The organism is Pseudomonas sp. JE3303 (genome assembly GCF_056312565.1).
The window spans coordinates 279,995-303,085 of sequence record NZ_JBWGIF010000001.1; the positions used below are offsets into that span (position 1 = coordinate 279,995).

Genomic DNA, 23,091 nt, shown 5'->3' on the forward strand with positions numbered 1-23,091 from the left:
TTCCCTCAAGGCATGTCTGTGCTGGTCATCACCCTCGCTCTGGCTTATATTTTTCAAGATATTTACTAGGCGAGGTGTGTGATGTCGATGGAAACCTGGTTGGCCTTTTTTGCCGCGTGCTGGGTGATCAGCCTGTCGCCGGGTGCCGGGGCCATCGCTTCGATGTCCTGCGGCCTGCAATACGGCTTCTGGCGCGGTTACTGGAACGCCCTGGGCCTGCAGCTGGGGCTCCTCCTGCAGATCGCCATCATCGCCGCAGGCGTGGGCGCCATTCTGGCGGCCTCCGCGACTGCGTTCCAGGTCATCAAATGGTTCGGCGTTGCGTACCTGGTCTACCTCGCGGTAAAGCAGTGGCGTGCGTTGCCTGCCGACGTCACCGACGAAACGGCCGTGCGTCCGATTGGCAAGCCATTGAGCCTGGTGTTTCGCGGATTCCTGGTCAACGTCAGCAACCCCAAGGCGCTGATCTTCATGCTCGCGGTGCTGCCGCAGTTCATCAACCCTCATGCTGCCCTGGTGCCCCAGTACCTGACCATCGCCGGCACCATGGTCGCCGTCGACCTGCTGGTGATGGCGGGCTATACGGGGCTGGCCGCCCGCGTTCTGCGCCTGTTGCGCACACCGAGACAGCAACGGCGCATGAACCGTACCTTTGCCGGGCTGTTCCTGGGTGCCGCGACATTGCTGGCCACCATCCGCCGCGCGCCGATGTGATCGAGTGGGCGTCCTCGGGACGCCCCGTTCTGCGGTTATTTCTCCCCCAGGCCCTTCAGCAGGTCCACCGGTAGCGGAAACACGATCGTCGTGGTCTTGTCGCTGGCAATGCTCCCCAACGTCTGCATGTACCGCAGCTGCATCGCCCCGGGCTCCTTGCCGAGCATCTGCGCGGCCTGCATCAGCTTCTCCGACGCCTGCAGCTCACCCTCGGCATGGATCACCTTGGCCCGCCGCTCGCGCTCGGCTTCCGCCTGACGGGCAATGGCGCGGATCATCGACTCGTTCAGGTCGACATGCTTGATCTCGACATTCGCGACCTTGATGCCCCATGCGTCGGTCTGCGCGTCGAGTACCTGGCGGATGTCCATGTTCAGGCGTTCGCGCTCCGCCAGCAGCTCATCCAGCTCATGCTTGCCCAGCACTGCCCGCAGCGTGGTCTGCGCCAGCTGGCTGGTGGCGTTGAGAAAATCCTCGACCTGAATGATGGCTTTCTGAGGGTCGAGCACGCGAAAGTACACCACGGCATTGACCTTGACCGAGACGTTGTCGCGGGTGATCACATCCTGCGTCGGCACGTCGAGCACCACCGTACGCAGGTCCACCCTGACCATCTGCTGCACCACCGGGATCAACAGGATCAGCCCCGGCCCCTTGACCTGCCAGAAGCGGCCAAGCTGGAACACCACCCCTCGCTCGTATTCGCGCAGGATACGAAACGCGGAGAGCAGCACTACGCCGATCAGCACCAGCAGGGCGCCAAAACCGAATTGCATGAACATCGTCATTCTCCTCGCGATACGGCTGCCGTTAGGGCGCTGACGTCCAGCAACACGCCACGTCGGGCGACCACCTGCACATGCTGGCCAGATTGCAGCGGCGTCGCGCACTGGACTTGCCATTGTTCGCCCTGCGCCTGAACCGAGCCGCAGAACGGATTGCCGGGCATCACATCGGTGACGGTCACCAGGCTGCCGACCAGCCCCGCATCGCCACTGACCAGGGCACGCTTGCGCGCTTTCAGCGCCATGCCGAGCAAGCCGCCGAGCAGCAGTGCTGAAAGCACCGCCAAGGTGATGATCAGCGGCAGCGGAATGCCGTAGCCGGGGACGTCTGTGTCCATCAGGATCACTGCCCCGACTACAAAGGCGACGATGCCGCCAAAGCCGACCACCCCGAAGCTTGGCAGGAATGCTTCGGCGACCATGAACGCCACCCCGAGCAAGATCAACGCGACCCCGGCATAGCTCACCGGCAGCAGCTGCAAGGCATAGAGCGCCAGCAGCAGGCAGATGCCCCCCACCACGCCACCGACGCTGGACCCCGGGTTCAGGAACTCGAACAGCAGGCCATAGATACCGATCATGATCAGGATCAGTGCCACGCTAGGGTTGGTGATAACCGCCAGCAGGCGTGTGCGCCAGTCCGGGGCGTGTTCCACCAGCATCGTGCCGTCGGTCTGCAACCGGCGAGGCTGGCCGGCGGCGACCAAGGTCTTGCCGTCGACCTGGCGCAGGAGTTCGGGAAGGTCGCCCGCGATGTGGTCGATCACCTTCAAGCGCAGGGCCTCGGTGGCGGGTACGCTGACCGATTCTCGCACGGCCTGTTCGGCCCATTCGGCATTACGCCCGCGCAGCTGCGCAAGCCCGCGGATATAGGCGGCGGCGTCATTGACCTGCTTGCGGGTCATGGTGTCCTGATCGTCGGGCGTGGTCTGCTTGTCGGCCGAAGGCTCGGCGGGGGAGGTGGGCTTGGCGCCTGGCCCACCCATCTGCACCGGGGTCGCTGCGCCGAGGTTGGTGCCGGGCGCCATGGCCGCCACATGGCTGGCGTATAGGATATAGGTGCCGGCACTGGTGGCCCGCGCGCCGCCCGGCGCCACGTAGCTTGCCACCGGAACGGGGCTGGCGAGGATCGCCTTGACGATCTGGCGCATGGAACTGTCCAGCCCGCCTGGCGTGTCCATGCGGATCACCACCAGCTGCGCCTCCTTCGCGGCAGCCTGTTCCAGCCCGCGCACCACGTAATCCGCGCTGGCCGGGCCGATCGCGTCATCGATTGCCAGCACCCACACGCTGCCACCCGCCGCCGCATGGCCGGGCGGTATGGCGCCGAGCAAGAGCATCAACATCAGAAAGCAGCAGCGAGCGATCACCTGGAGGTACCGGTCAGTAGGCTCTCCCTGAAGTTTAGCCGTGCAGCGCCGCAGACGGCCTAAACTTGATGAGGGGGCAAACTGGAGGTGCATCATGCGAATCGCAAGCAACCTGCAGCAGCGCCTGGACCAGGCGCGCTGCGACTATGACATCGTTCCTCATCCCCACTCGGCCACCAGCCTTGAGTCGGCGCGTACGGCCGGGGTACCCGCCGACCGCGTCGCCAAGTCTGTAATGCTCGACGACCGGCGTGGCAATTACCTGATGGCCGTGCTGCCGGCCAATCGCCATCTGGACATGAGCAAAGTGCGCATGACCGGTGCCTGGCAACTGACCCACGAAAGCGGCCTGCCACAGCTGTTCGAAGGCTGTGAGCGTGGTGCCATTCCGGCGCTTGGGGAAGTCTACAAAATAAAAATGCTCCTTGACCCGACCTTGACCCGCCAAGGTGATGTCTACCTTGAGGCGGGTGATCATGATCACCTGATCCACATGAGCATGGAGCAGTACCTGAAGCTGGTACCCCACGCCGAAGTGCGCGAACTCTGCTGATGATCGTCAACCACCTGCCGGGCCGGCGTCGTGGACGTCCGGCCAGGCCCGAGGAGTGAATCATGGAACCAACGAAACACGAGTTTTCCGACCTGTTCAAGCAACTGGGCCTTGATGATGATGCCACGAGCATCGATCAATTCATCACCAGTCACTCGCCGCTCAAGAACGAGATCAAGCTGGTGGACGCGCCTTTCTGGTCCGAAGGCCAGCGGGCCTTTCTCAAGGAAGCCATCATTGAAGATGCTGATTGGGCAGTACCCTTCGATCAACTCAACGAGGCATTGAGACGTCCGAAAAAATAATCGCCGAGCGGCACCTGATGGGTGATTTCGGCGCAGCTATGCTCAGGGAAACAACAGGGGATAGCGCAATGAAAGATCCCTATGCACCCGCGTTCTGGTGCTCCGTGACGATCCTGGGAACCTTGACCACCGGTTACTTCTACGGTATCCGGCACACCCACCAGATGGGCCAGGCGCTGCACTTTCTGTACGCCGCCGCGGCATTGGTCGCGGCGGCGTCGCTGGCGATACTCACCTGGATAGCCTGGCAGCAGCTGCACCTGAACCGGCGCGAAGTGGTCCAGGGCCGCACGCTCGTGGCGATCTGGAACACCAAGGTCGCCTTGCGACGTGTGGAAACGGTCTTCGACCGTTATTTCTGGGGAAGTTACTGGCAGCCCGGCCGCACGTTCCAGGAGGTCATGGGGGAACTGCAGGGCACGCCTCTCGAGCAAAGCCTGGAGGCCCTCAAACGCCAGTGCCGCGAGCTTGACCGCAAGATCCACGACCATCACCACCGCTGGGTGGGCAATGCCCGTGAACTGTCCAATGTCGCCACGGCCATGGCCCGCGAGCGCTATCAGCTCGACCTGTGCGACTCACAGCAAAGCGGCGGCCACGGCACCGCGGTGCTCAACCGCGACCTGGAGGTGCTGGTGTACACCTGGTCGGCCCGGTTGCGCACGTTTGACCATCAGCTCGACGAGCTCGAGCGTCAGTACCACTGATCATTCGCCGCGGATGTACTGCTCCAGCTGCAGGATCAGGTTGGCCTGTTCGGCGATGGTTTCCTTGACCAGGTCACCGATCGACAGCAGGCCGATCAGCTCACCGTTCTTCACCACCGGCAAGTGGCGCAGGTGGCGGTTGGTCATGAGGCTCATGCAGTATTCGAGGTTGTGCTTGGGTTCGACCGTGATCACCGGCGCGCTCATGATCTCGCGCACTGGCGTGGCGGCGGACGAACGGCCCTTGAGCACCAGCTTGCGCGCGTAGTCGCGCTCACTGACGATGCCGACCACTTCGCCGTTTTCGATCACCGGCAGGGCACCGATATTCACCTCGGCCAGCAATTTCAGCGCATCGAGCACCGAGTCGTCCGGGCTGATGGTGTAGACCTCGTGGTGCTGGGATTTGGTCTTGAGCAGTTCTTCCACGTTTTTCATACAGGCCTCTGCAAGCGGTGGGTGCGGGGGGTGACGGCACATGCGTACAGAATCGTGCAAGGACAGCCGCTCGGCAAGAATGAAAGCGGCATCGATGCGATTGAAAAACGTCATGACCCCGGCTGCTGTCAAGCAGCGGGGCTCGTCATCCCACGCCGGCCGTAAGCCTGTCAACGCTCCTACAAAGCGCCGGTTGTACAACCAGTCAGCCTGGCGCTAGCCTTGGAAAATCCATTTCCAAGGGGAAGCCGATGGACAGGGTTATCGTCATCACCGGCGCAAGCCGGGGCATTGGCGCTGCCACCGCGCTGCTGGCGGCACGCCAGGGCTATCGTATCTGTATCAACTACCATGCCGACGACACTGCGGCCCAGCAGGTACTGGCGCAGGTTCGCGAGCTGGGTGCCGAGGCCATCGCGGTGCGCGCCGATGCCAGCGTAGAAGACGAGGTGGTACAGCTGTTCCAGCGCATCGACCACGAGCTCGGTCCGCTGACCGCGCTGGTCAACAATGCAGGTACCATCGCCCAGCAGAGCCGGGTCGAGGACATGTCGGAATTCCGCCTGCTCAAGATGATGAAGACCAATGTCGTCGGCCCGATGCTCTGCGCCAAGCATGCGTTGCGGCGCATGTCGCGTCGCCATGGCGGACTGGGTGGCGGTATTGTCAACGTCTCTTCGGTCGCCGCGCGCCTGGGTTCACCCGCCGAATATGTGGATTACGCCGCATCAAAAGGCGCTTTGGATACCTTCACGATCGGTTTGTCCAAAGAGGTCGCCGGCGAAGGTGTACGCGTGAATGCCGTGCGTCCCGGCTACATCCACACCGGCTTTCATGCGCTGAGTGGCGACCCTGATCGAGTCAGCAAGCTGGAACCGGGCATTCCCATTGGCCGGGGCGGTCAGCCGGAAGAGGTAGCCGAGGCGATCATGTGGTTGCTATCGGACCAGGCATCGTACGCCACCGGCACCTTCATCGACCTGGGGGGCGGGCGCTGAATTCAGGACAAGACAGCGCCCACAAAAAAGCCCAGGCATCTGCCTGGGCTTTTTCATCGATATGGCGCACTCGGCGGGATTCGAACCCACGACCCCTGCCTTCGGAGGGCAGTACTCTATCCAGCTGAGCTACGAGTGCAACGGGGCGCAATGATACCCATCTCCGCAGGCGTCGTCCATCGCCTTGAACTGTAGGTATTTTTGCTACCTGGTGGGCGGAGGAATGATGCTGGCTGGAGGAGTAGTTTTTCCGATTCCTACAGCGGGTTTTTCATAACGCGATGAACTCGCGGCGTACGCCCTCTATGCGGCGCACTGCCGGCGGCAAGTGATGCCCATCACCCGTCAGTTGATGCAGCAGCTTCTCGCGCAGCGCATGCAGTGCCACTCCGGTGCGCTGGCGCGGATGGGGCAGGTCAATGTCGACCACTGATTTGATCCGCCCAGGACGCGGTTCCAGCACCACGACGCGGTCGGCCAGGTAGGTGGCCTCCTCGGCATCGTGGGTGACGAGCAAGATGGTCACGCCCGAGCGTTCGCGAATGTCCAGCAACTCATCCTGCAATTGCTGGCGGGTGAGTGCGTCAAGGGCGCCAAAGGGCTCGTCCAGCAGCAGGATCCGTGGATTCGCCACCAGGCCCCGAGCAATCGCCACCCGCTGGGCCATGCCCCCGGACAGCTGGTGCGGATACGCTGATTCAAAGCCCGTCAGCCCTACCAGCACCACGAACTCATGAACCTTGCGGGCGCGCTCGCCCTGGGTGAGCGCTTCATTGACCAGGCCCAGCTCGATGTTCTGGGTGACGGTCAGCCACGGGAACAGCCGAGGCTCCTGGAAGACGATACCGCGCTCGCCACCAATGCCGGCCACCGCCGCGCCGTCCACCCGGATACTGCCGCTGTAGTCGGTATCCAGGCCGATCAGCAGGCGCAGCAGGGTGGACTTGCCACAGCCGCTGGACCCGACGATGGCGATGAACTCGCCTTCGTTGATGGCCAGGCTGAAATCATGGATGGCCTCGAAGGCCTGGCCGTCCACGGTAAACACTTTGCCGATCCGGTCGAAGCTGACCAGGGGCGGAGTCGGGTCGGGCTGGTTGGCCGCTTGCAGGGCCGAGGTATTGAAGGCATTCATGCGTGTCTCCAGCGCGTGGCGCGCGATTCGATGCGTTGTCCGAGGTTGCCTAGCAGGGCGCCGATCAGGCCGATCAAGACCATCGCGGCCATCACCTGGTCCATGCGAAACAGCTGCTGGGCGCCGATCATCATGCTGGCGATGCCGCCGTCCGATGGCATGAAGTATTCGGCGCCGATGGTGCCCAGCCAGGCGTAGATGAGCGACAGGCGCAGGCCGGCGAAAATGGCCGGCGCGGCTCCGGGCAGCACCAGCAGGCGCAGGCGGTCGGGCAGGCCCAGGCGCATTGCCCGCGCAGCTTCCTCCAGCTGCGGCGAGAGACTGGCGATACCGCGCTGGGTGGCGATGAACAGCGGGAAGAACGCCGCCAGACTGACAAATGCCACCTTGGCGCCTTCACCAAGGCCGAACCAGGCCGTGAGCAATGGCACCCAGGCAAAGATCGCCACCTGGCGCAACGCCGAGAGGCCAGGGCCGAGCACCCGCTCGGCTGTCCCCGACAGTCCTAGCAGCAGGCCCAGCACAAAGCCCGCGCCGGCGCCGACCAGCAATCCGGTCAGGGTGCGTTGAAGGCTCATGCGCAGGGCCTCGGGCAGCGAACCGTCGGCCAGCCCGGCTGAGAGGCTGCGTGCCACTTCAAGCGGCGAGGTGAGGATATTGCCGTCGATCCAGCCAAGACTGTTGCACGCCTGCCACAACCCCAGCAGCGCCAGCGGCAATAGCAGGCCCTGCCAGCCTTGAGGACGGGTGCGCTGGCGCTGCTCTCCGGTAGCTGGTTGCGGCCAGAACAGCAGGCGCTTTTCCAGGAGGCCGAAACCACGGTCCATGAAGGCACCGACCAGGCCAATCAGCAAGATGCACAGGAACACCAGGTCGAGCATGAACAGCTGGCGGCCCCAGACCATCAGGTAGCCAATCCCTTCGCTGGATGCCAGCAGCTCCACGGCCAGCAGCGAAGTCCAGCCGGCTGCCAGGGCCAGGCGCACACCGGCCAGAAAAGCGGGCAGGGCAGCCGGCAGCAACAAGCGCCAGAACAGCAGGTGACGCGGCAGGCGCAGGGTGGCGGCCGCCTCTCGCAGCTTCGGCTGCGCATCACGAACGCCCACCAGCGTATGAAGGGTGACCGGCACTACTACCGCCTTGACCAGCACCACCAGCTTGAGGAGTTCGCCGATCCCGAAGAACAGCATGAACAAGGGAATCCATGCCAGGGTAGGGATCTGTGCCAGGGCCACGAAAGTCGGGTAGACCAGGGTCTCGGCGCGTTTCGAGGCGCCCAGCCAGGTGCCTAGCAGCAGGCCTCCAACGATACCGGCCAGCAGCCCGAATACCAGGCGCTGAAGACTTATCCACAAGTGACTCCCCAGTTCCCCAGAGCCGAATTCCACGGCGCTGTCCCAGACAAGCGACGGCGCTGGAAGAATCTGTTCGCTCATCCAGTGCAAGCGGCTCGCAGTGACCCAGAGCGCCACCACGGCCAGCGGCAGCAGCCAAGGTAGCAGCAGCTCCGTATGCAGGCGCAAGCGCGGCAGGTCAGGAAGGGCACGCCCTGGTACCAGGATTCGGCTCATCGGGAATCTCTCGAATTATGGTTGTTTGGTTATTCATTTATGGAATAAAAAATCACCGTTAATGACTTCAAGAGATAAGAGCATGGGGTAGGGCGCTTCGAAAAGGCTTGAGCGTTGCGTTTTCCTCATATTTCGAATGCGTTTCGTGCAACCCATGGCAGAAGCCACGTCACTGCTGGTTTATTCCAAACGGTTACTAAAAAATTCATTTTTAATATTTTGTAGCGCCGTGCCGCAGGCCTAGTTTTCAGCCCATAGCGCCGGTCATTGCCGGTGGCAGCCTGCCAAGGAGCCTCCCCATGAAAACCCTCTTCAATCATTTGCTCAGAGCGTCCCTGACGATCGGCCTGCTGGGCGCTGTGCCTCTGACCGCCCAGGCAGCGCAACCCGAATCCATCCGCATTGCCGTGCCCGACCTCAGCGCAGGAAGCCAGCACAGCGCCGGTGGGGTCGTGGATGTGTTACGCAGCCAGCAACTGCTGGAAAAGGAGTTTGCCAAGGACGGCATTCGCATCGACTGGCACTTTTTCAAGGGCGCGGGGCCGGTGATCAACGAAGCATTGGCCAATGGACAGGCAGACTTCGCTTACCTGGGTGACCTGGCCGCCATTGTCGGCAAGGCCAATGGCCTGGACACCCGCGTGCTGGCGGCGGGCGTGCGTGGGGTCAAGAGCTACCTGGGGGTGGTGCCGGGCTCGGGGATAAAGACCCTTGATGACCTGAGGGGCAAGCGCGTCGCCGTGTTCCGCGGCACCGCCAACCAATTGTCGTTCGCCAGCGCCCTGGCCAGCCAAGGCCTGAGCGAGCGAGACCTGAAAGTCATCAACCTCGATTTCAATGCCGCCAATGCCGCCATCGCCGCGCGGCAGATCGATGCGACCTGGGGCCTGTCGAGCCTGCTGTCGCTGCGTGAGCGCGGGCTGGTCGAGCTGCCGGTCAACTCCCGCGACCTTGAAGGGGCGGGCAGCACCCAGGCGATGCTGCTCGGCACTGGCGAATTCATTCGCCAGCATCCGGATCTCGTCGGGCGCCTTGTCAAGGTGCAGCAACAGGCCGTGGCCTGGCTGCGCGACGAGAACAACCGCGAGGCCTATGTCGATCTGGTCTCGGGCCTTGCCAGCTATCCCAAGGTGATCCTGGCCAATGACCTGGCCCAGGAAGACCTTTCGCGCTATTTCAATCCGCAGCTGGATGCCGAGTTTGTCGGCCTGCTGCAGCAAGGCGTGGACCTGGCCGCCAAGGAACGCCTGATTCGCCGCGGGTTCCAGGTATCGGAATGGATCGAACCGCGTTTTCTCGATGCCGCATTGCATGGCGAATAGGCCGTGCACGCTGCCCGTTGAACCCCTGACCGCTTCTGTACCCATCCCCCGACTTTGAGGACCACAGCATGAGCACTGCCGCACTGGCTACCCAGCTCCACCCCGCCGCGCTGGACATTCAGCCGATTGCCGGACGCATCGGCGCCGAAATCCACGGCGTCACGCTTTCAGCCGACCTGGATGCAGCCACCGTCGAGGCTATTCAGGCCGCGCTGGTCGAGCACAAGGTGATCTTTTTCCGGGGGCAGTCCCATCTGGACAACCACTCCCAGGAAGCCTTCGCCAAACTGCTCGGAGAGCCTGTCGCCCACCCCACCGTGCCCGTGCATGAAGGCAGCAGTTTCCTGTTGCAGCTCGACGGCGCCGAAGGCCAGCGGGCCAACTCCTGGCACACGGACGTCACCTTCGTCGATGCCTACCCCAAGGCCTCGATCCTGCGCAGCGTGGTGGCGCCGGTCTCGGGCGGTGATACGGTCTGGGCCAACACCGCCACCGCTTACCAGGAGCTGTCCGCGCCTTTGCGTGAACTGGCGGACAAGCTCTGGGCGGTGCACAGCAACGAATACGACTACGCCAGCCTCCGGCCTGACGTGAGCCTCGACAAGCAGGAGCGGTACCGCAAGGTCTTCACCTCGACCGTGTATGAAACCGAGCACCCTGTGGTGCGCGTGCATCCCGTCAGTGGTGAGCGCAGCCTGCTGCTGGGGCACTTCGTCAAACGTATCAAAGGCTATTCATCTAGCGATTCGACGCACCTGTTCGCGTTATTGCAGAGCCATGTGACACGGCTGGAGAACACCGTGCGCTGGCGCTGGCAGGCGGGTGATGTGGCAATCTGGGACAACCGCTCGACCCAGCATTACGCGGTGGACGACTACGGCACCCAACCGCGTACTGTGCGCCGGGTGACGTTGGCGGGTGAGGTGCCAGTAGGCGTGGATGGGCAGTTGAGCCAGACGACTCGCAAGGGATGAGACGAGATACGGGTTTCACGATCACGCTGTAAATGCGCACGGCTCAACAGCCGTGCGTATCACACGCAATCAGCTGGCGTACCAGACCCTGCGCCAGCGGCGACAGTCCATATCCCACCCGGCTGACAATCCCGTACCGGGTATAAAAAGCATCCTGCTCCACCGGAAGATCCACCAGCTCAAGGGCCACCAGTCCACCTTCGATCTGATAGGGCCGCAAGTTCCCGCTGCAGGCGATACCGATGGTGTCCGAATGCAGCACCACGTTCAGCAGCGCATACCCGTGCTCGCACTCCACGCTCGGCGCAAAGTCCTGACGGCCGCTGAGGTCGGCCAGCACCTTGCGAATGTTCGGCGGGCGGAATGTGGCCGCCAGGGGATAGTCGAACAGGTCGATCGCCCGCACCTGGCCGAGCCTGGTCAACGGGTGCCCGGCACGGCAGCAGAAGTGCCAGCGCTGGGGTGTCAGCTTGTGCACCTGGTAGTCGGGATCGGCCTCGAACTGGCGCGTGTCGGCAACGAAGAATTCTATCTCCTCGGCGATCAGGCGCCGGTTCAACACCTGCCAGTTGTCCACCTGGAAGCACGTCCGCGCTTGCGGGTACTCACCAACGAACCGCGCCACCGCACGCGGTACCAGGCCGCCTGCGGGCGCCGGCCCAGAGCCGAAGCGCACCACGCCCGTGGTCGCTCCATTGAACTGGTTGATCTCGTTGGCGAGGTTATGTGCGCCGTGCACCAGGCGCCGCGAATGCTCGAGCACCAGAAGGCCCTGGCGAGTGGGCTGCAGCTCTTTGCTGGCGCGGTCGACCAGGCGGCAGCCGACGTTGTGTTCAAGCGTCTGGATGCTGCGGCTGAACGCCGATTGCGAGAGGTTCACGGCCGTTGCCGCCGCAACGAAACTGCGGTGCTCGACCAGCGCGATAAAGTGGCGGAGTTGCCTTAGGTCTATATGCATTTTCTACATTTATTTATTCGGTGAAATGCAATTGCTGCTCAGGGTCTGCACCCTTATAAAGGGATCTTCTTATTCCACAAAATATGAATAAAACATATTTATATTCTTATAAAGAATAAACATCTGCCGCGCGATTCGGTTCCGCCAACGGAAATGCTCGCCAAGGCTCATGCCCAAGGAGCGTTTCATGCCTCGACTGTCCACCCGGCCGGCACGTGTGTCGGTGTTTCCCCTGCAACCCTTGGCCATTGGCGTGCTGCTGGCCGCTGCGGGTGCCAGCTTGCCCAGCGTCGCCGATGAAGCTCCGGTGCAATCAGCCATCGCCGAGCAGGACGCCAAACTCGGCACTGTGACGGTCAACGCCCGGCGCCGCGAAGAAACATCGCAGAGCGTCCCCACCCCTATCAGCGTGCTCAGCAGCGAAACGCTGGAAACCCAACGCATCTATCGCGTGCAAGACTTGCAGCAGCTGGTGCCCAGCACCAACGTCGCCTATGTGCATGCACGCCAGTCGAGCATCTCGATCCGTGGCCTGGGCAACAATCCGGCCAGCGACGGCCTGGAGGGCAGCGTCGGCATCTACCTGGACAACGTCTACCTCGGGCGCCCGGGCATGGCCGTGTTCGACCTGCTCGACGTAGAGCAGCTTGAAGTACTGCGCGGCCCGCAGGGGACGCTGTTCGGCAAGAACACCACCGCCGGGGTGCTCAACATCACCACGCGCAAGCCGACCTTCAACACCGAAGGCAGCGTGCAGTCTTCCCTGGGCGAAGACGGTTACTGGCAGACCCAGGGCAGCTTCTCCGGCCCGCTTACCGATACCCTCGCCGGGCGTATCAGTGCCTATCGCACCGAGGACGACGGCTATGTGAAAAACATCCATGACGGTGATGACCTCAACGGCGGCAAGCGCCAGGGCTTTCGTACCCAGCTGCTGTTCCAGCCGAGCGACACCTTCAACCTGCGCTGGATCGGCGAGTACAACGAGGAGGACTCCAACAACGGTATCCTCAGCCTGTACAGCACCGGGCCGACCATCAATGGGGTGAACCGCTACGAAAACCTGGCCTCCGCCGCAGGGGCGACGTTGGTGTCCGGCAAGGACCGCAAGGTCAATTTCGATGCCGACCAGCAGGTGACGGTGTTCCAGGGCGGCACGTCGGTCGAGGCCAACTGGACCCTGCCCAACGACTTCACCCTGACCTCCATCACTGCCTACCGCTGGTGGGACTTCACCCCGAGCAACGATGATGGGCTGGATGTGCCGGCGTCCTACAACGCCGGGGTGGCGGTACGCGACAAGCAATACTCGCAGGAGATCCGCCTGGCCTCGCCCACGGGCGGTGCCTTCGACTACGTGCTGGGCGCCTACTACTTCAAGCAGGACCTGGATAACCACTCCTTCAATGAATACGGTCCCCAGGCTGATATCTGGAACGTCACTCCGGCAGGCGCGCTGGCCAATGTCACCAGCCTGGGCGAGGGGCACATCGATACCGACAGCTATGCGCTGTTCGCCCAGGGCACCTGGCACCTCACCGACAGACTCGATTTCACGGCGGGCGTGCGGGGCACCTATGAAGAGAAGAACGCCTGGATCGAACGCGACGCCCCCGCGGGTGGCGTCGCGGTCACCGGCGCGGCAGCCACGGCGCGCCAGGGCAGGGTAGGGGCCTATGACTCCGGCGACCTGACCCAGTACAGCTTCAGCCCCTCCGGCCTGCTCAGCCTCAGCTACCGTTTCAACCCCAACGTGCTGGGCTACGCCTCGCTTTCCCATGGCGAGAAGTCAGGCGGCATCAACCTCACGGTTGGCGCTGCCCCGCGGCTGGGCACCGATTCGCTGCTGGTCGGCACCGAGCGCATCAACAACGCCGAGCTTGGCCTGAAGACCACGCTGCTCGAAAGCCGCCTGCTGCTTAACGCCAACGTGTTCTGGGCCGAGGTGCACGGCTACCAGGCCAACGTCTACGACCAGGTCAACCGCGTGCAGTACCTGGCGAACGCCGGCAGCGTGCGCTCGCGTGGCGTCGAGTTCGAGGCCACCGCGCTGCCGGTTCATGGCCTGACCGTCAACTTCAACGGCTCGTGGAACGATGTGCGCTACACCGAGTACGACGACGCGCCGTGCCCGCCCGAGGTGAGCCTGGCCAACGCGACCGCTACCTGCGACCTGTCCGGCCATCAAGTGGTCGGCGCCTCCAGGTACATCGCCAACCTCAACGCCCAGTACCAGTGGCAGCTGACCGACCGCATCGAACCTTACCTCACCGCCAGCTACGCCTTCCGCTCACGTGCGGTGGGCACGGTGGATGATTCCGACTTCGGGCAGATCCCCAGCTACGCGCTGGTCAACCTTTCGGCCGGCGTGCGCCTTGACCAGGGCGATGGCCTGTTCGACCTGTCGCTGTGGGTGAAGAACGCCGGCGACAAGACCTACTTCACCAGCCTCTGGAACTCTGCCAACGGCGGCTATGCCGGCGTGCTCGGCACCCCTCGCACCGTGGGCGCCACCGCCCGCTACGACTTCTGATCACAAGGAGCTTTGCCATGAATGCCAAGACCGAAACCCCCGAGCTGCCGGAAGGCGCGTGCATTACCGCCAAGGTCCCGGAGCGCAGCCAGGCTGTGCTTGGCGATGTGGTGGTCAACCCTTACCGGCTGGCGCCGCTGACGGCGATCATCCGCGACGGTGGGCGCGTCCTCGGCGCCGTCCATGTGCGGGTACTGGGCCGTGGCGAGCACGGGGTCGATATCAGTTACGAGGTGTCGGACCGCTCGCTCTGGACCTACGGCGGTATCCCGGTGTTCGGCCTGTATCCGGACCACGTCAACCAGGTGGAAGTCACCTACAAGCTGGACGGCGAACGCCTGCGCGAGCAGTACGAGATCTACGCACCGGCCGTGCGGCTGCCGGTGGTGGCGCGCCAGACCGCGGCGCTGCCCGAGGTGGAGCCGGTGAAAGTGGCGCCAGGCTTCGAGAAACGCCTGTACCTGTTCAATCACCTGCTCGGTGATATTCCCGGTGGCCGTGCCTTCAAGTGGAACGCGCTGGGTGGCGCCGCCGAGTGGGACCAGGTCGGGAACAACTGGATCACCGACACCCAGGGCGATGTGCGCTGGTACCTGGACATCGAACAGATCCACGACTCCAACCGCCGGGACAGCCTGGGCGGCACCATGGGCTTCCAGCAGACCCGCGATGGCAAGCTGATCTGGGGGCAGGGCCAGACGTACTCCAAGTTCGACCTGCTGGGCCGGCGCATCTGGCAGCGCAACCTGCCCGACAAGTTTGCCGACTTTTCCCACGAGATCCGCGAGACCGGCAACGGCACCTACCTGCTGCGGGTCGGTACCAGCGACTACCGCCGCCCTGACGGCAAGCGCGTGCGCTCGATCCGTGACCACATCATCGAGGTCGACGAAGCCGGAGACGTGCTCGACTTCTGGGACCTCAACCAGATCCTCGACCCTTACCGCGGTGCCCTGCTCGAAACCCTCGGCAAGGCGGCCCTCCAGCTGCCCGATGGCGTGCAGAAACAGGACAGGCTGCTGGCCAACGAACTGCTCGAAGGCGACCTGCCGTTCGGCGATACCCCAGGCGTGGGCACCGGGCGCAACTGGGCGCACGTCAACGCCATCGACCATGACAGCAGTGACGACAGCATCATCATCTCGGCCCGACACCAGGGTGTGGTGAAGATTGGCCGGGACAAGGAAGTGAAATGGATTCTTGCCTCGCCCCAGGGTTGGCCTGCGCACCTGCAGGCCAAGGTGCTGACGCCAGTGGGGGAAGGCTTCGAGTGGTCGTGGACCCAGCACACCGCCTGGCTGACCGGGCGCGGCACCCTGACCGTGTTCGACAATGGCTGGGGCCGTGATTTCGAAGCGACCAAGCTCAACGGCAACTACAGCCGCGCGGTCGAATACCGTATCGATGAAGCCCAGGGCACGGTCGAGCAGGTGTGGCAGTATGGCAAGGAGCGCGGAGACGAATGGTACAGCCCGATTACCTCCGTGGTGGCGTACCGGGCGGATACCGACACGCAGTTCATCTATTCTGCCTCGGTGAATTACCTGACGCCCGAGAAGCTAACCACCACCGTGCTCAATGAAGTGAAGCGCGGCACTCAGGACGTGCAGGTGGAGCTGAAGGTGCACAGCCGCCAGCCGGGGAGCGTCGGCTACCGGGCCTTGGTGATCGACCTCGACCGGGCGTTCTAGAACGAGACGCCGAACGTGGTCGGCCAGCGTGCGCTTGACCACCGTTCGTTCTTTTTTTCGAACAGACTATTGTCCTTTACCCCTGCAGACCCTAGGATTCGTTTGAGATTTCAAACGGGTGCTGAACACTTCAGCCCGGTGTGTGACTTTCAACAATCTATAATTCGCTCCGTGCCGGCACGGGGCTGTTAAGGGAAGCCGACATGCAGCTTAAAGACGCTCAGTTGTTCCGCCAGCAAGCCTTCGTCAACGGTGAATGGCTGGATGCGGACAACGGTCAGACCATCAAGGTCACCAACCCGGCCACCGGTGAAGTCATCGGTACCGTGCCGAAGATGGGCGCCGCCGAAACCCGCCGCGCCATCGAGGCGGCCGACAAGGCCCTGCCGGCCTGGCGCGCGCTGACCGCCAAGGAGCGTTCGAACAAGCTGCGCCGCTGGTTCGAGCTGATGATCGAGAACCAGGACGACCTGGCCCGCCTGATGACCACCGAGCAGGGCAAGCCGCTGGCCGAAGCCAAGGGCGAAATCGCCTATGCCGCCTCGTTCATCGAGTGGTTTGCCGAGGAAGCCAAGCGCGTCTATGGCGACACCATTCCAGGTCACCAGCCAGACAAGCGCCTGATCGTCATCAAGCAGCCGATCGGTGTTACCGCGGCCATCACCCCGTGGAACTTCCCGGCGGCAATGATCACCCGTAAAGCCGGCCCGGCCCTGGCCGCTGGCTGCACCATGGTGCTCAAGCCTGCCTCGCAGACTCCGTACTCGGCCCTTGCCCTGGCCGAGCTGGCCACCCGCGCCGGTATCCCGGCTGGCGTGTTCAGCGTCGTCACCGGCAGCGCTGGCGACATCGGCACCGAGCTGACCGGCAACTCCATCGTGCGCAAGCTGTCCTTCACCGGCTCGACTGAAATCGGCCGCCAGCTGATGCAGGAATGCGCCAAGGACATCAAGAAAGTATCGCTGGAGCTGGGCGGCAACGCTCCCTTCATCGTGTTCGACGACGCTGACCTGGACAAGGCAGTCGAAGGCGCGATCATCTCCAAGTACCGCAACAACGGCCAGACCTGCGTCTGCGCCAACCGTATCTATGTGCAGGACGGCGTCTACGACGCGTTCGCCGAGAAGCTCAAGGCCGCAGTGGCCAAGCTGAAGATCGGCAACGGCCTGGACGATGGCACCACCACCGGTCCGCTGATCGATGGCAAGGCAGTCGCCAAGGTCCAGGAGCACATCCAGGACGCGGTCAGCAAGGGCGCCAAGGTGCTGTCTGGCGGCAACCTGATCGAAGGCAACTTCTTCGAGCCGACCATCCTGGTCGATGTGCCGAAGACCGCCGCCGTCGCCAAGGAAGAGACCTTTGGCCCGCTGGCGCCGCTGTTCCGCTTCAAGGACGAGGCCGAAGTCATCGCCATGTCCAACGACACCGAATTCGGCCTGGCTTCGTACTTCTATGCCCGCGACATGAGCCGTGTGTTCCGTGTTGCCGAAGCCCTGGAATACGGCATGGTGGGTATCAACACCGGCCTGATCTCCAACGAAGTCGCGCCGTTCGGCGGTATCAAGGCTTCGGGCCTGGGCCGCGAAGGTTCCAAGTACGGCATCGAGGACTACCTCGAGATCAAGTACCTGTGCCTGAGCATCTGATCGCACACTAAGGTTTCACCTCTGCCAGCGGGGCGCGAGAGCGACGTCTCGCTGGCCTTTTTTATACCGCGTCACCAGGTGGCAAGGGCCATTGCGCCGGTCGATCAACGCATGCTGCGTGCAATCGAATCCCAGCTACCCCCGAAAAAAGCGCTGCCGAGTCGTGGCGCAATGAGGGCATTATGAGCAAGACCAACGAATCCCTGATGCAACGCCGTGTCAACGCCGTCCCACGTGGCGTTGGCCAGATCCACCCGATCTTCGTCGATACTGCGAGCAACGCCACCGTCATCGACGTCGAAGGCCGCGAGTTCATCGACTTCGCCGGTGGTATCGCGGTGCTCAACACCGGTCACCTGCATCCAAAAGTCGTTGCCGCCGTGCAGCAGCAGCTGACCAAGGTCAGCCACACCTGCTTCCAGGTGCTGGCCTACGAGCCTTACGTCGAGCTGTGCGAAAAGATCAACGCCAAGGTGCCAGGCGACTTCGAGAAGAAGACCCTGCTGGTCACTTCCGGCTCCGAAGCTGTTGAAAACGCCGTCAAGATCGCCCGTGCCGCCACTGGCCGCGCTGGCGTGATCGCCTTCACCGGCGGCTACCATGGCCGTACCATGATGACCCTGGGCCTGACCGGCAAGGTCGTCCCGTACTCGGCCGGCATGGGCCTGATGCCAGGCGGTGTGTTCCGCGCACTGTTCCCGAACGAGCTGCATGGCATCAGCATCGACGACTCGATCGCTTCCATCGAGCGCGTGTTCAAGAACGATGCCGAGCCGCGTGACATCGCTGCGATCATCATCGAGCCAGTGCAGGGCGAAGGTGGTTTCATCACCGCGCCAAAAGCATTCATGCAGCGCCTGCGCGCCCTGTGCGACCAGCACGGCATCCTGCTGATCGCCGACGAAGTACAGACCGGCGCTGGCCGTACCGGTACCTTCTTCGCCATGGAACAGATGGGCGTCGCGCCTGACCTGACCACCTTCGCCAAGTCCATCGCTGGCGGCTTCCCGCTGGCCGGTGTCTGCGGCAAGGCCGAATACATGGACGCCATCGCTCCAGGCGGCCTGGGCGGCACCTACGCGGGTAGCCCGATCGCCTGCGCCGCAGCCCTGGCCGTGATCGAAGTGTTTGAAGAAGAGAACCTGCTCGATCGCAGCAAGGCTGTTGGCGAGCACTTGATCGCTGGCTTGAAGCAGATCCAGGACAAGCACCCGATCATCGGTGACGTGCGTGGCCTGGGTTCGATGATTGCGGTTGAAGTCTTCGACGCCAAGGGTTCCTTGACCCCCAACGCCGCTGCCGTCAACCAGGTTGTCGCCAAGGCGCGTGAAAAGGGCCTGATCCTGCTCTCCTGCGGTACCTACGGCAACGTCCTGCGTATCCTGGTGCCGCTGACCGCGCCAGACGAGCAGCTGGACAAAGGCCTGGCGATCATCGAAGAGTGCTTCGCTGAGCTGGCCTAAAGTGTGACGTGTCAGAAAAAACCCGCTTCGGCGGGTTTTTTTTGTGCCCAACGAAAGCCCGTGGCGCTAAGGTTATCGCAGGATTTATCTTGGAAGTGCACAGGAGTGCACGTTGAGGCTTGCCGGAGATCGACCATGAGCGCTGCGGACCCCGTTCCCCCTTGCGTACTGATAGCCGAGGGTGACCCCTGGGTGCGTGACATGCTGAGCCAGATGTTGCTCAGCGTGCGTTGCGATGCCCGCGTGCAGGTCTGCGCCGATGGCTCCCAGGCCCTCGCCGCCCTGGCCAGCCAGCCCGACCTGATCATTGCCGCCCGCGAGCTTCCCGGCATCGACGGCCTCGACCTGCTGCGCAGCGTGCGCGGCAAAGGCCGCAAGCCAGCGCTGCCTTTCATCCTCATGAGCAACCGCAGCGACAGCGCCAGCGTGCGCGAGGTGCTGCCGCTGGCGCCGACTGCCTACCTGAGCAAGCCGCTCAACATGGATTCCCTTCGCCAACGCCTGGAAACACTCCTGGTGCATGTGGGTGAGCAGATCGCCTGTCCCGTGCCGCCCTTGCAGCCCGGCATCACGTTGCCGCGTTTTCTTGAACAAAAGCGCGCGACTGCCGATGGCGGGCCGCTGTTTGCCGACGTCCAGACCGCGCTCAAGCGTGCGCTCAACCCCCAGGGGCTCGATCTCAGGGTGCTTGAAGCCGAGGTGCGCGACGACCCTCAGATCACCGCCGTGCTCATCGCCGCCGCCAACAGCGCAGCCCTGCATCGCGAAGGCTCGGTGACAGGCCTGCTGCAGGCGCTGAACAAGCTCGGCACCGTTCAGAGCATGAACCTCATCCTCGGCCTGACCCTCAAGCGCAGCGCCCGGCTCAACGATCCGGAGCTGGCCCGGCATGCCGAGCATTACTGGAATCTCTCGTTGCGCACTGCAGAGTTCGCCAGCAACCTGGCCCGCCAGCTCGGCCTCGACCAGGAGCGCTGCTACTGCGCCGGGTTGCTGCATTGCCTGGGGGACCTGGCTGTGCTGCGCTGCCTGCAAGAGTGGCAACTGGCGGGTAGTGAGCTGGAGGAGCGGGATATCAAGAAATCCCTCGAAGACTTCGGCGCGGCATTCGGCTCGGCGTTGCGTACCCGCTGGCGATTGCCGTTGACCCTGCGTGAGTTGATCGCGGCGATCTATCAGCTCGGCGGAGGGGTGTATTCGCGTGAGATCCTGGCAATGAACCTGGCGGGGCAGATGGCCCGGTTGCCGGAGGGAGTGGGGGTCGAGCGGCTGGCTGAGGGGAAGACGGCGCGGTTGTTGAAGCTGGAGGCGGGGGTGTTGAAGCGGCTGTAGGATACTTCCGAAGGTAATCAGCGCTAAAGCTTTTGATGTGAGATTCAGATTTGTCTTACAGGATCGGGGTATTGGGGCGGTCAGGAAGGATTGTGACGGGCTTGCGATTTTGGGGCCGCTGCGCGGCCCTTTCGCGCGGTCCGGCGTCCCGGCACAAGGCCGCTCCTACACAGGCGGTGTGCACCGCGCAGAGCCCGGCTCGCCGGGCTTTTGTCCGCCTTACCCCCGAACGATCTGATTTTTCCCCTGCCGCTTGGCGCTATACATCGCCGCATCGGCCCGCGCGAACAGGGCATCCAGGTCGGCGTCGTCATCCTTCAACCCGGTCAGCCCCTGGCTCACCGTGACGCCATACACCTGCTGCCCGTGGCTGAAGCTCAACCGCTGGATCTCGCGCTGCAAACGCTCGGCGATCTGCTCGGCGACGGGGGCGGTGCAGCCTGGGAACACGGCGGCGAATTCCTCACCGCCAATACGCCCGAACAGATCACCACGGCGCAAGACGGCCTTGCCACTGTCGGCGATCCGCTGCAACACCTGGTCTCCTTCCTGATGGCCATAGCTGTCGTTGATCTGCTTGAAATCATCGATATCCAGCAACAGGAATGACAAGGGCTCGCCCTCTTCACGGGCTTTGTCGAAGGCTTGGCGGGCGCAGTCGAAGAAGTGCCGGCGGTTGCTGCTCTGGGTCAGTACGTCAGTGGTGGCCAGGCGCTGAAGTTCACCTTCGAGCTGCTTCTTCTCGGTGATGTCCTCGGCGATACCGACAATGATCACCCGCTGGCCTGGCTCGTTCTGCTGGTTGATGAAGCACTTGTCGCTGAGCCAGCGCACTTGGCCGTCGGGGGTAATGATGCGGTACTCGCGGTCTTCGACGGCGCCGGTGACCAGCACCTGGGCCATGCTGCGCTCGGCATGATCGACATCGTCAGGGTAGATGCTGTCGCGCCACTCGTTGAAGTCGGCCAGCACCAGGCTGGCCGGACGGCCGAAGATGCGCTCGTACGCCGGGCTCACGTAGAGTACCTGGCGGCTTTCCCAGTCGAAGGCCCAGAGCACGGCGTTGACGCTGTCGAGCAGCGAGCTGTACAGCTGCTCGCGCTCGCTCAGGCGGGCCACTTCGCCTTGGGCATGCAGCAGCGCGAGCAAGGTCTGCGCGGCTTCGGGTGGCTGGGCGCCGGTAAACGAGGGGGAATCGATCTTGACCATGTGCACGGTATTTCTCTCGGCGAGGGAGCGTGCGGCGCGATTCGCCCGCCACGCGGGCGATAAGCGGTTTGAGTAAATACGCTAGCCGAAAGTTCCAGGCCACATGCCCCATTGCGGAGCATGTCGATCAACGGCGTCAGGCGTTGGCTGGACGCAGGGAGTAGGTCTTGAGCTGGCCGGCAAAGTCTCGCAAAGACTGGATGCCGCTGGCCTCGGCCTCGTGAATCCAGTCTTTCATGGCGGCCAGCAGGTCGTGGCCGTTGGCGCTGGTACGGGCCCAGATCTGCTGCAGTGCCAGGCGCTTTTCGTAGATGGTCTTGAGTGCCTGGCTGTGGGCAAGCATCGATTCGATGCGCACATGATGCCGGTCTTCAAGCAGACTGGTCTCGCGCGACAGCAGCCGCTTGGCACGGCGGAACTGGTGCCGCACCGAATCATCGACCCGCGCCAGCTCCTGCTTGACCAGGGGACCGATCACCAGGTTGCGGTACTGGGCCATGATCTGGAAGCGGTTGTTGAGGATCGCCATGGCGGTGTCCATGTCCAGGCTGCCCTTGCCTTCGACCCGGTGGGCGATGGGCGCGACGCGCTGCACCTTGGCCAGGCGTAGCAGGCAGAACAGGCGTATCCAGGCCCATCCCATGTCGAACTCCCAGCGCTTGACCGAGAGCTTGGCCGAGTTGGGGTAGGTATGGTGGTTGTTGTGCAGCTCTTCGCCGCCAATGATGATGCCCCATGGCACCAGGTTGGTGGCGGCGTCGCGGCACTCGAAATTGCGATACCCGACCGCATGGCCGAGGCCGTTGACCACGCCGGCTGCCCAGAAGGGAATCCACATCATCTGCACGGCCCAGATGGTGATGCCGATGGTGCCGAACAGCAGCAGGTCGATCACGGCCATCAGCACGATACCGGCGTGCTTGTAGCGCGAGTAGAGGTTGCGCTCGATCCAGTCCTCGGGGCAGTTCTTGCCATAGATGCGCAGTGTGTCAGGGTTGCGCGCTTCTTCGCGGTACAGCTCGGCGCCCTTGCGCAGCACCGTGGACAAGCCCTTGATGACCGGGCTGTGCGGGTCGTCGACGGTTTCGCACTTCGCGTGGTGCTTGCGGTGGATGGCAGTCCACTCACGGGTGTTCTGCGCCGTGGTCAGCCACAGGCAGAAGCGGAAGAAGTGCTTGAGTCCCGCATTCAACTCCAGGGAGCGGTGCGCGGAGTAGCGGTGCAGATAGACGGTGACACTGACAATGGTCACGTGCGTCATGACCAGCGCGACGGCGAGGAGCTGCCAGGCCGACAGATCGAGCAAACCGTTGTACCACATAGGCATTGGGGCCCTCGCAGGCAGGGTAGGGAAGCAGCCTGGGCATTATCCTCCCATGAGGAAATA

The 23,091-nt window shown here is 63.2% G+C and carries 20 protein-coding genes and 1 tRNA gene; 12 read left to right on the forward strand and 9 right to left on the reverse strand.

What is annotated here, in order from left to right; all coding sequences use genetic code 11:
* The first annotated feature begins 81 nt into the window (after window positions 1-81).
* Window positions 82-714, forward strand: coding sequence for a LysE family transporter (locus AC0ZZU_RS01405; RefSeq protein ID WP_476338457.1), 633 nt, complete (start codon window positions 82-84; stop codon window positions 712-714).
* Between the two features lie 35 nt (window positions 715-749).
* Here the strand turns inward: AC0ZZU_RS01405 and AC0ZZU_RS01410 are convergent, their stop codons facing one another.
* Both AC0ZZU_RS01410 and AC0ZZU_RS01415 read right to left on the reverse strand, forming a co-directional pair.
* Window positions 750-1,496, reverse strand: a complete 747-nt coding sequence (locus AC0ZZU_RS01410; protein WP_476338459.1) for a slipin family protein — start codon at window positions 1,494-1,496, stop codon at window positions 750-752.
* Window positions 1,497-1,498: 2 nt separating this feature from the next.
* The gene (locus AC0ZZU_RS01415) at window positions 1,499-2,869 is read right to left on the reverse strand and encodes an NfeD family protein (RefSeq protein ID WP_476338461.1); all 1,371 of its coding nucleotides are present in this window, start codon (window positions 2,867-2,869) and stop codon (window positions 1,499-1,501) included.
* A 94-nt stretch (window positions 2,870-2,963) separates the two neighbouring features.
* Between AC0ZZU_RS01415 and AC0ZZU_RS01420 the strand changes: the two genes are divergently transcribed.
* The 3 genes from AC0ZZU_RS01420 to AC0ZZU_RS01430 all read left to right on the forward strand — a co-directional run bounded on the left by AC0ZZU_RS01420 (window position 2,964) and on the right by AC0ZZU_RS01430 (window position 4,434).
* Window positions 2,964-3,422: an aminoacyl-tRNA deacylase gene (locus AC0ZZU_RS01420; RefSeq protein WP_476338463.1), complete on the forward strand. Its 459-nt coding sequence runs from the start codon at window positions 2,964-2,966 to the stop codon at window positions 3,420-3,422.
* A 62-nt stretch (window positions 3,423-3,484) separates the two neighbouring features.
* Window positions 3,485-3,727, forward strand: coding sequence for a DUF2789 domain-containing protein (locus AC0ZZU_RS01425; RefSeq protein WP_476338465.1), 243 nt, complete (start codon window positions 3,485-3,487; stop codon window positions 3,725-3,727).
* Between the two features lie 68 nt (window positions 3,728-3,795).
* Window positions 3,796-4,434, forward strand: coding sequence for an NADH:ubiquinone oxidoreductase subunit N (locus tag AC0ZZU_RS01430; protein ID WP_476338466.1), 639 nt, complete (start codon window positions 3,796-3,798; stop codon window positions 4,432-4,434).
* Here the strand turns inward: AC0ZZU_RS01430 and AC0ZZU_RS01435 are convergent, their stop codons facing one another.
* Window positions 4,435-4,872 carry a CBS domain-containing protein gene (locus AC0ZZU_RS01435; RefSeq protein ID WP_158458786.1) on the reverse strand — a complete coding sequence of 146 codons (438 nt, stop codon included), beginning with the start codon at window positions 4,870-4,872 and terminating at the stop codon, window positions 4,435-4,437.
* A gap of 251 nt (window positions 4,873-5,123) precedes the next feature.
* Here AC0ZZU_RS01435 and AC0ZZU_RS01440 point away from each other — a divergent pair, with 251 nt between their 5' ends.
* On the forward strand, window positions 5,124-5,870 hold the full coding sequence (locus tag AC0ZZU_RS01440) for an SDR family oxidoreductase (protein WP_476338469.1): 747 nt from the start codon (window positions 5,124-5,126) through the stop codon (window positions 5,868-5,870).
* Window positions 5,871-5,932: 62 nt separating this feature from the next.
* Here the strand turns inward: AC0ZZU_RS01440 and AC0ZZU_RS01445 are convergent.
* The 3 genes from AC0ZZU_RS01445 to AC0ZZU_RS01455 all read right to left on the reverse strand — a co-directional run bounded on the left by AC0ZZU_RS01445 (window position 5,933) and on the right by AC0ZZU_RS01455 (window position 8,576).
* Window positions 5,933-6,009 (reverse strand) — tRNA-Arg (locus AC0ZZU_RS01445).
* A 132-nt stretch (window positions 6,010-6,141) separates the two neighbouring features.
* On the reverse strand, window positions 6,142-7,005 hold the full coding sequence (locus tag AC0ZZU_RS01450; RefSeq protein ID WP_476338471.1) for an ABC transporter ATP-binding protein: 864 nt from the start codon (window positions 7,003-7,005) through the stop codon (window positions 6,142-6,144).
* On the reverse strand, window positions 7,002-8,576 hold the full coding sequence (locus AC0ZZU_RS01455; RefSeq protein WP_476338473.1) for an ABC transporter permease: 1,575 nt from the start codon (window positions 8,574-8,576) through the stop codon (window positions 7,002-7,004). Before AC0ZZU_RS01455 ends, AC0ZZU_RS01450 begins: the two co-directional genes overlap by 4 nt.
* Before the next feature lie 299 nt (window positions 8,577-8,875).
* Between AC0ZZU_RS01455 and AC0ZZU_RS01460 the strand changes: the two genes are divergently transcribed.
* Window positions 8,876-9,898 carry an ABC transporter substrate-binding protein gene (locus tag AC0ZZU_RS01460; protein ID WP_476338475.1) on the forward strand — a complete coding sequence of 341 codons (1,023 nt, stop codon included), beginning with the start codon at window positions 8,876-8,878 and terminating at the stop codon, window positions 9,896-9,898.
* A 68-nt stretch (window positions 9,899-9,966) separates the two neighbouring features.
* Entirely contained in the window at window positions 9,967-10,872 is a 906-nt protein-coding gene (locus AC0ZZU_RS01465; RefSeq protein WP_476338477.1) for a TauD/TfdA dioxygenase family protein, read from the forward strand.
* Between the two features lie 43 nt (window positions 10,873-10,915).
* Here AC0ZZU_RS01465 and AC0ZZU_RS01470 read toward each other — a convergent pair whose 3' ends face one another.
* Entirely contained in the window at window positions 10,916-11,830 is a 915-nt protein-coding gene (locus AC0ZZU_RS01470; RefSeq protein ID WP_476338478.1) for a LysR family transcriptional regulator, read from the reverse strand.
* Between the two features lie 187 nt (window positions 11,831-12,017).
* Between AC0ZZU_RS01470 and AC0ZZU_RS01475 the strand changes: the two genes are divergently transcribed.
* From AC0ZZU_RS01475 to AC0ZZU_RS01495, 5 genes are all read left to right on the forward strand, one after another.
* Window positions 12,018-14,363 (forward strand): TonB-dependent receptor, encoded by a 2,346-nt coding sequence (locus AC0ZZU_RS01475; protein WP_476338480.1) that lies wholly within the window; start codon window positions 12,018-12,020, stop codon window positions 14,361-14,363.
* A 17-nt stretch (window positions 14,364-14,380) separates the two neighbouring features.
* Window positions 14,381-16,054, forward strand: coding sequence for an aryl-sulfate sulfotransferase (locus tag AC0ZZU_RS01480; protein WP_476338482.1), 1,674 nt, complete (start codon window positions 14,381-14,383; stop codon window positions 16,052-16,054).
* A gap of 203 nt (window positions 16,055-16,257) precedes the next feature.
* On the forward strand, window positions 16,258-17,700 hold the full coding sequence (gene gabD / locus AC0ZZU_RS01485; RefSeq protein WP_476338484.1) for an NADP-dependent succinate-semialdehyde dehydrogenase: 1,443 nt from the start codon (window positions 16,258-16,260) through the stop codon (window positions 17,698-17,700).
* Window positions 17,701-17,882: 182 nt separating this feature from the next.
* Window positions 17,883-19,163, forward strand: coding sequence for a 4-aminobutyrate--2-oxoglutarate transaminase (gabT, locus tag AC0ZZU_RS01490; RefSeq protein WP_158458770.1), 1,281 nt, complete (start codon window positions 17,883-17,885; stop codon window positions 19,161-19,163).
* 135 nt (window positions 19,164-19,298) lie between these two features.
* Entirely contained in the window at window positions 19,299-20,495 is a 1,197-nt protein-coding gene (locus AC0ZZU_RS01495) for an HDOD domain-containing protein (RefSeq protein ID WP_476338486.1), read from the forward strand.
* A 219-nt stretch (window positions 20,496-20,714) separates the two neighbouring features.
* Here AC0ZZU_RS01495 and AC0ZZU_RS01500 read toward each other — a convergent pair whose 3' ends face one another.
* Window positions 20,715-21,704: a GGDEF domain-containing protein gene (locus AC0ZZU_RS01500; RefSeq protein ID WP_476338488.1), complete on the reverse strand. Its 990-nt coding sequence runs from the start codon at window positions 21,702-21,704 to the stop codon at window positions 20,715-20,717.
* Window positions 21,705-21,840: 136 nt separating this feature from the next.
* The gene (gene desA / locus AC0ZZU_RS01505) at window positions 21,841-23,025 is read right to left on the reverse strand and encodes a delta-9 fatty acid desaturase DesA (RefSeq protein WP_476339102.1); all 1,185 of its coding nucleotides are present in this window, start codon (window positions 23,023-23,025) and stop codon (window positions 21,841-21,843) included.
* Between the last annotated feature and the right edge of the window lie 66 nt (window positions 23,026-23,091).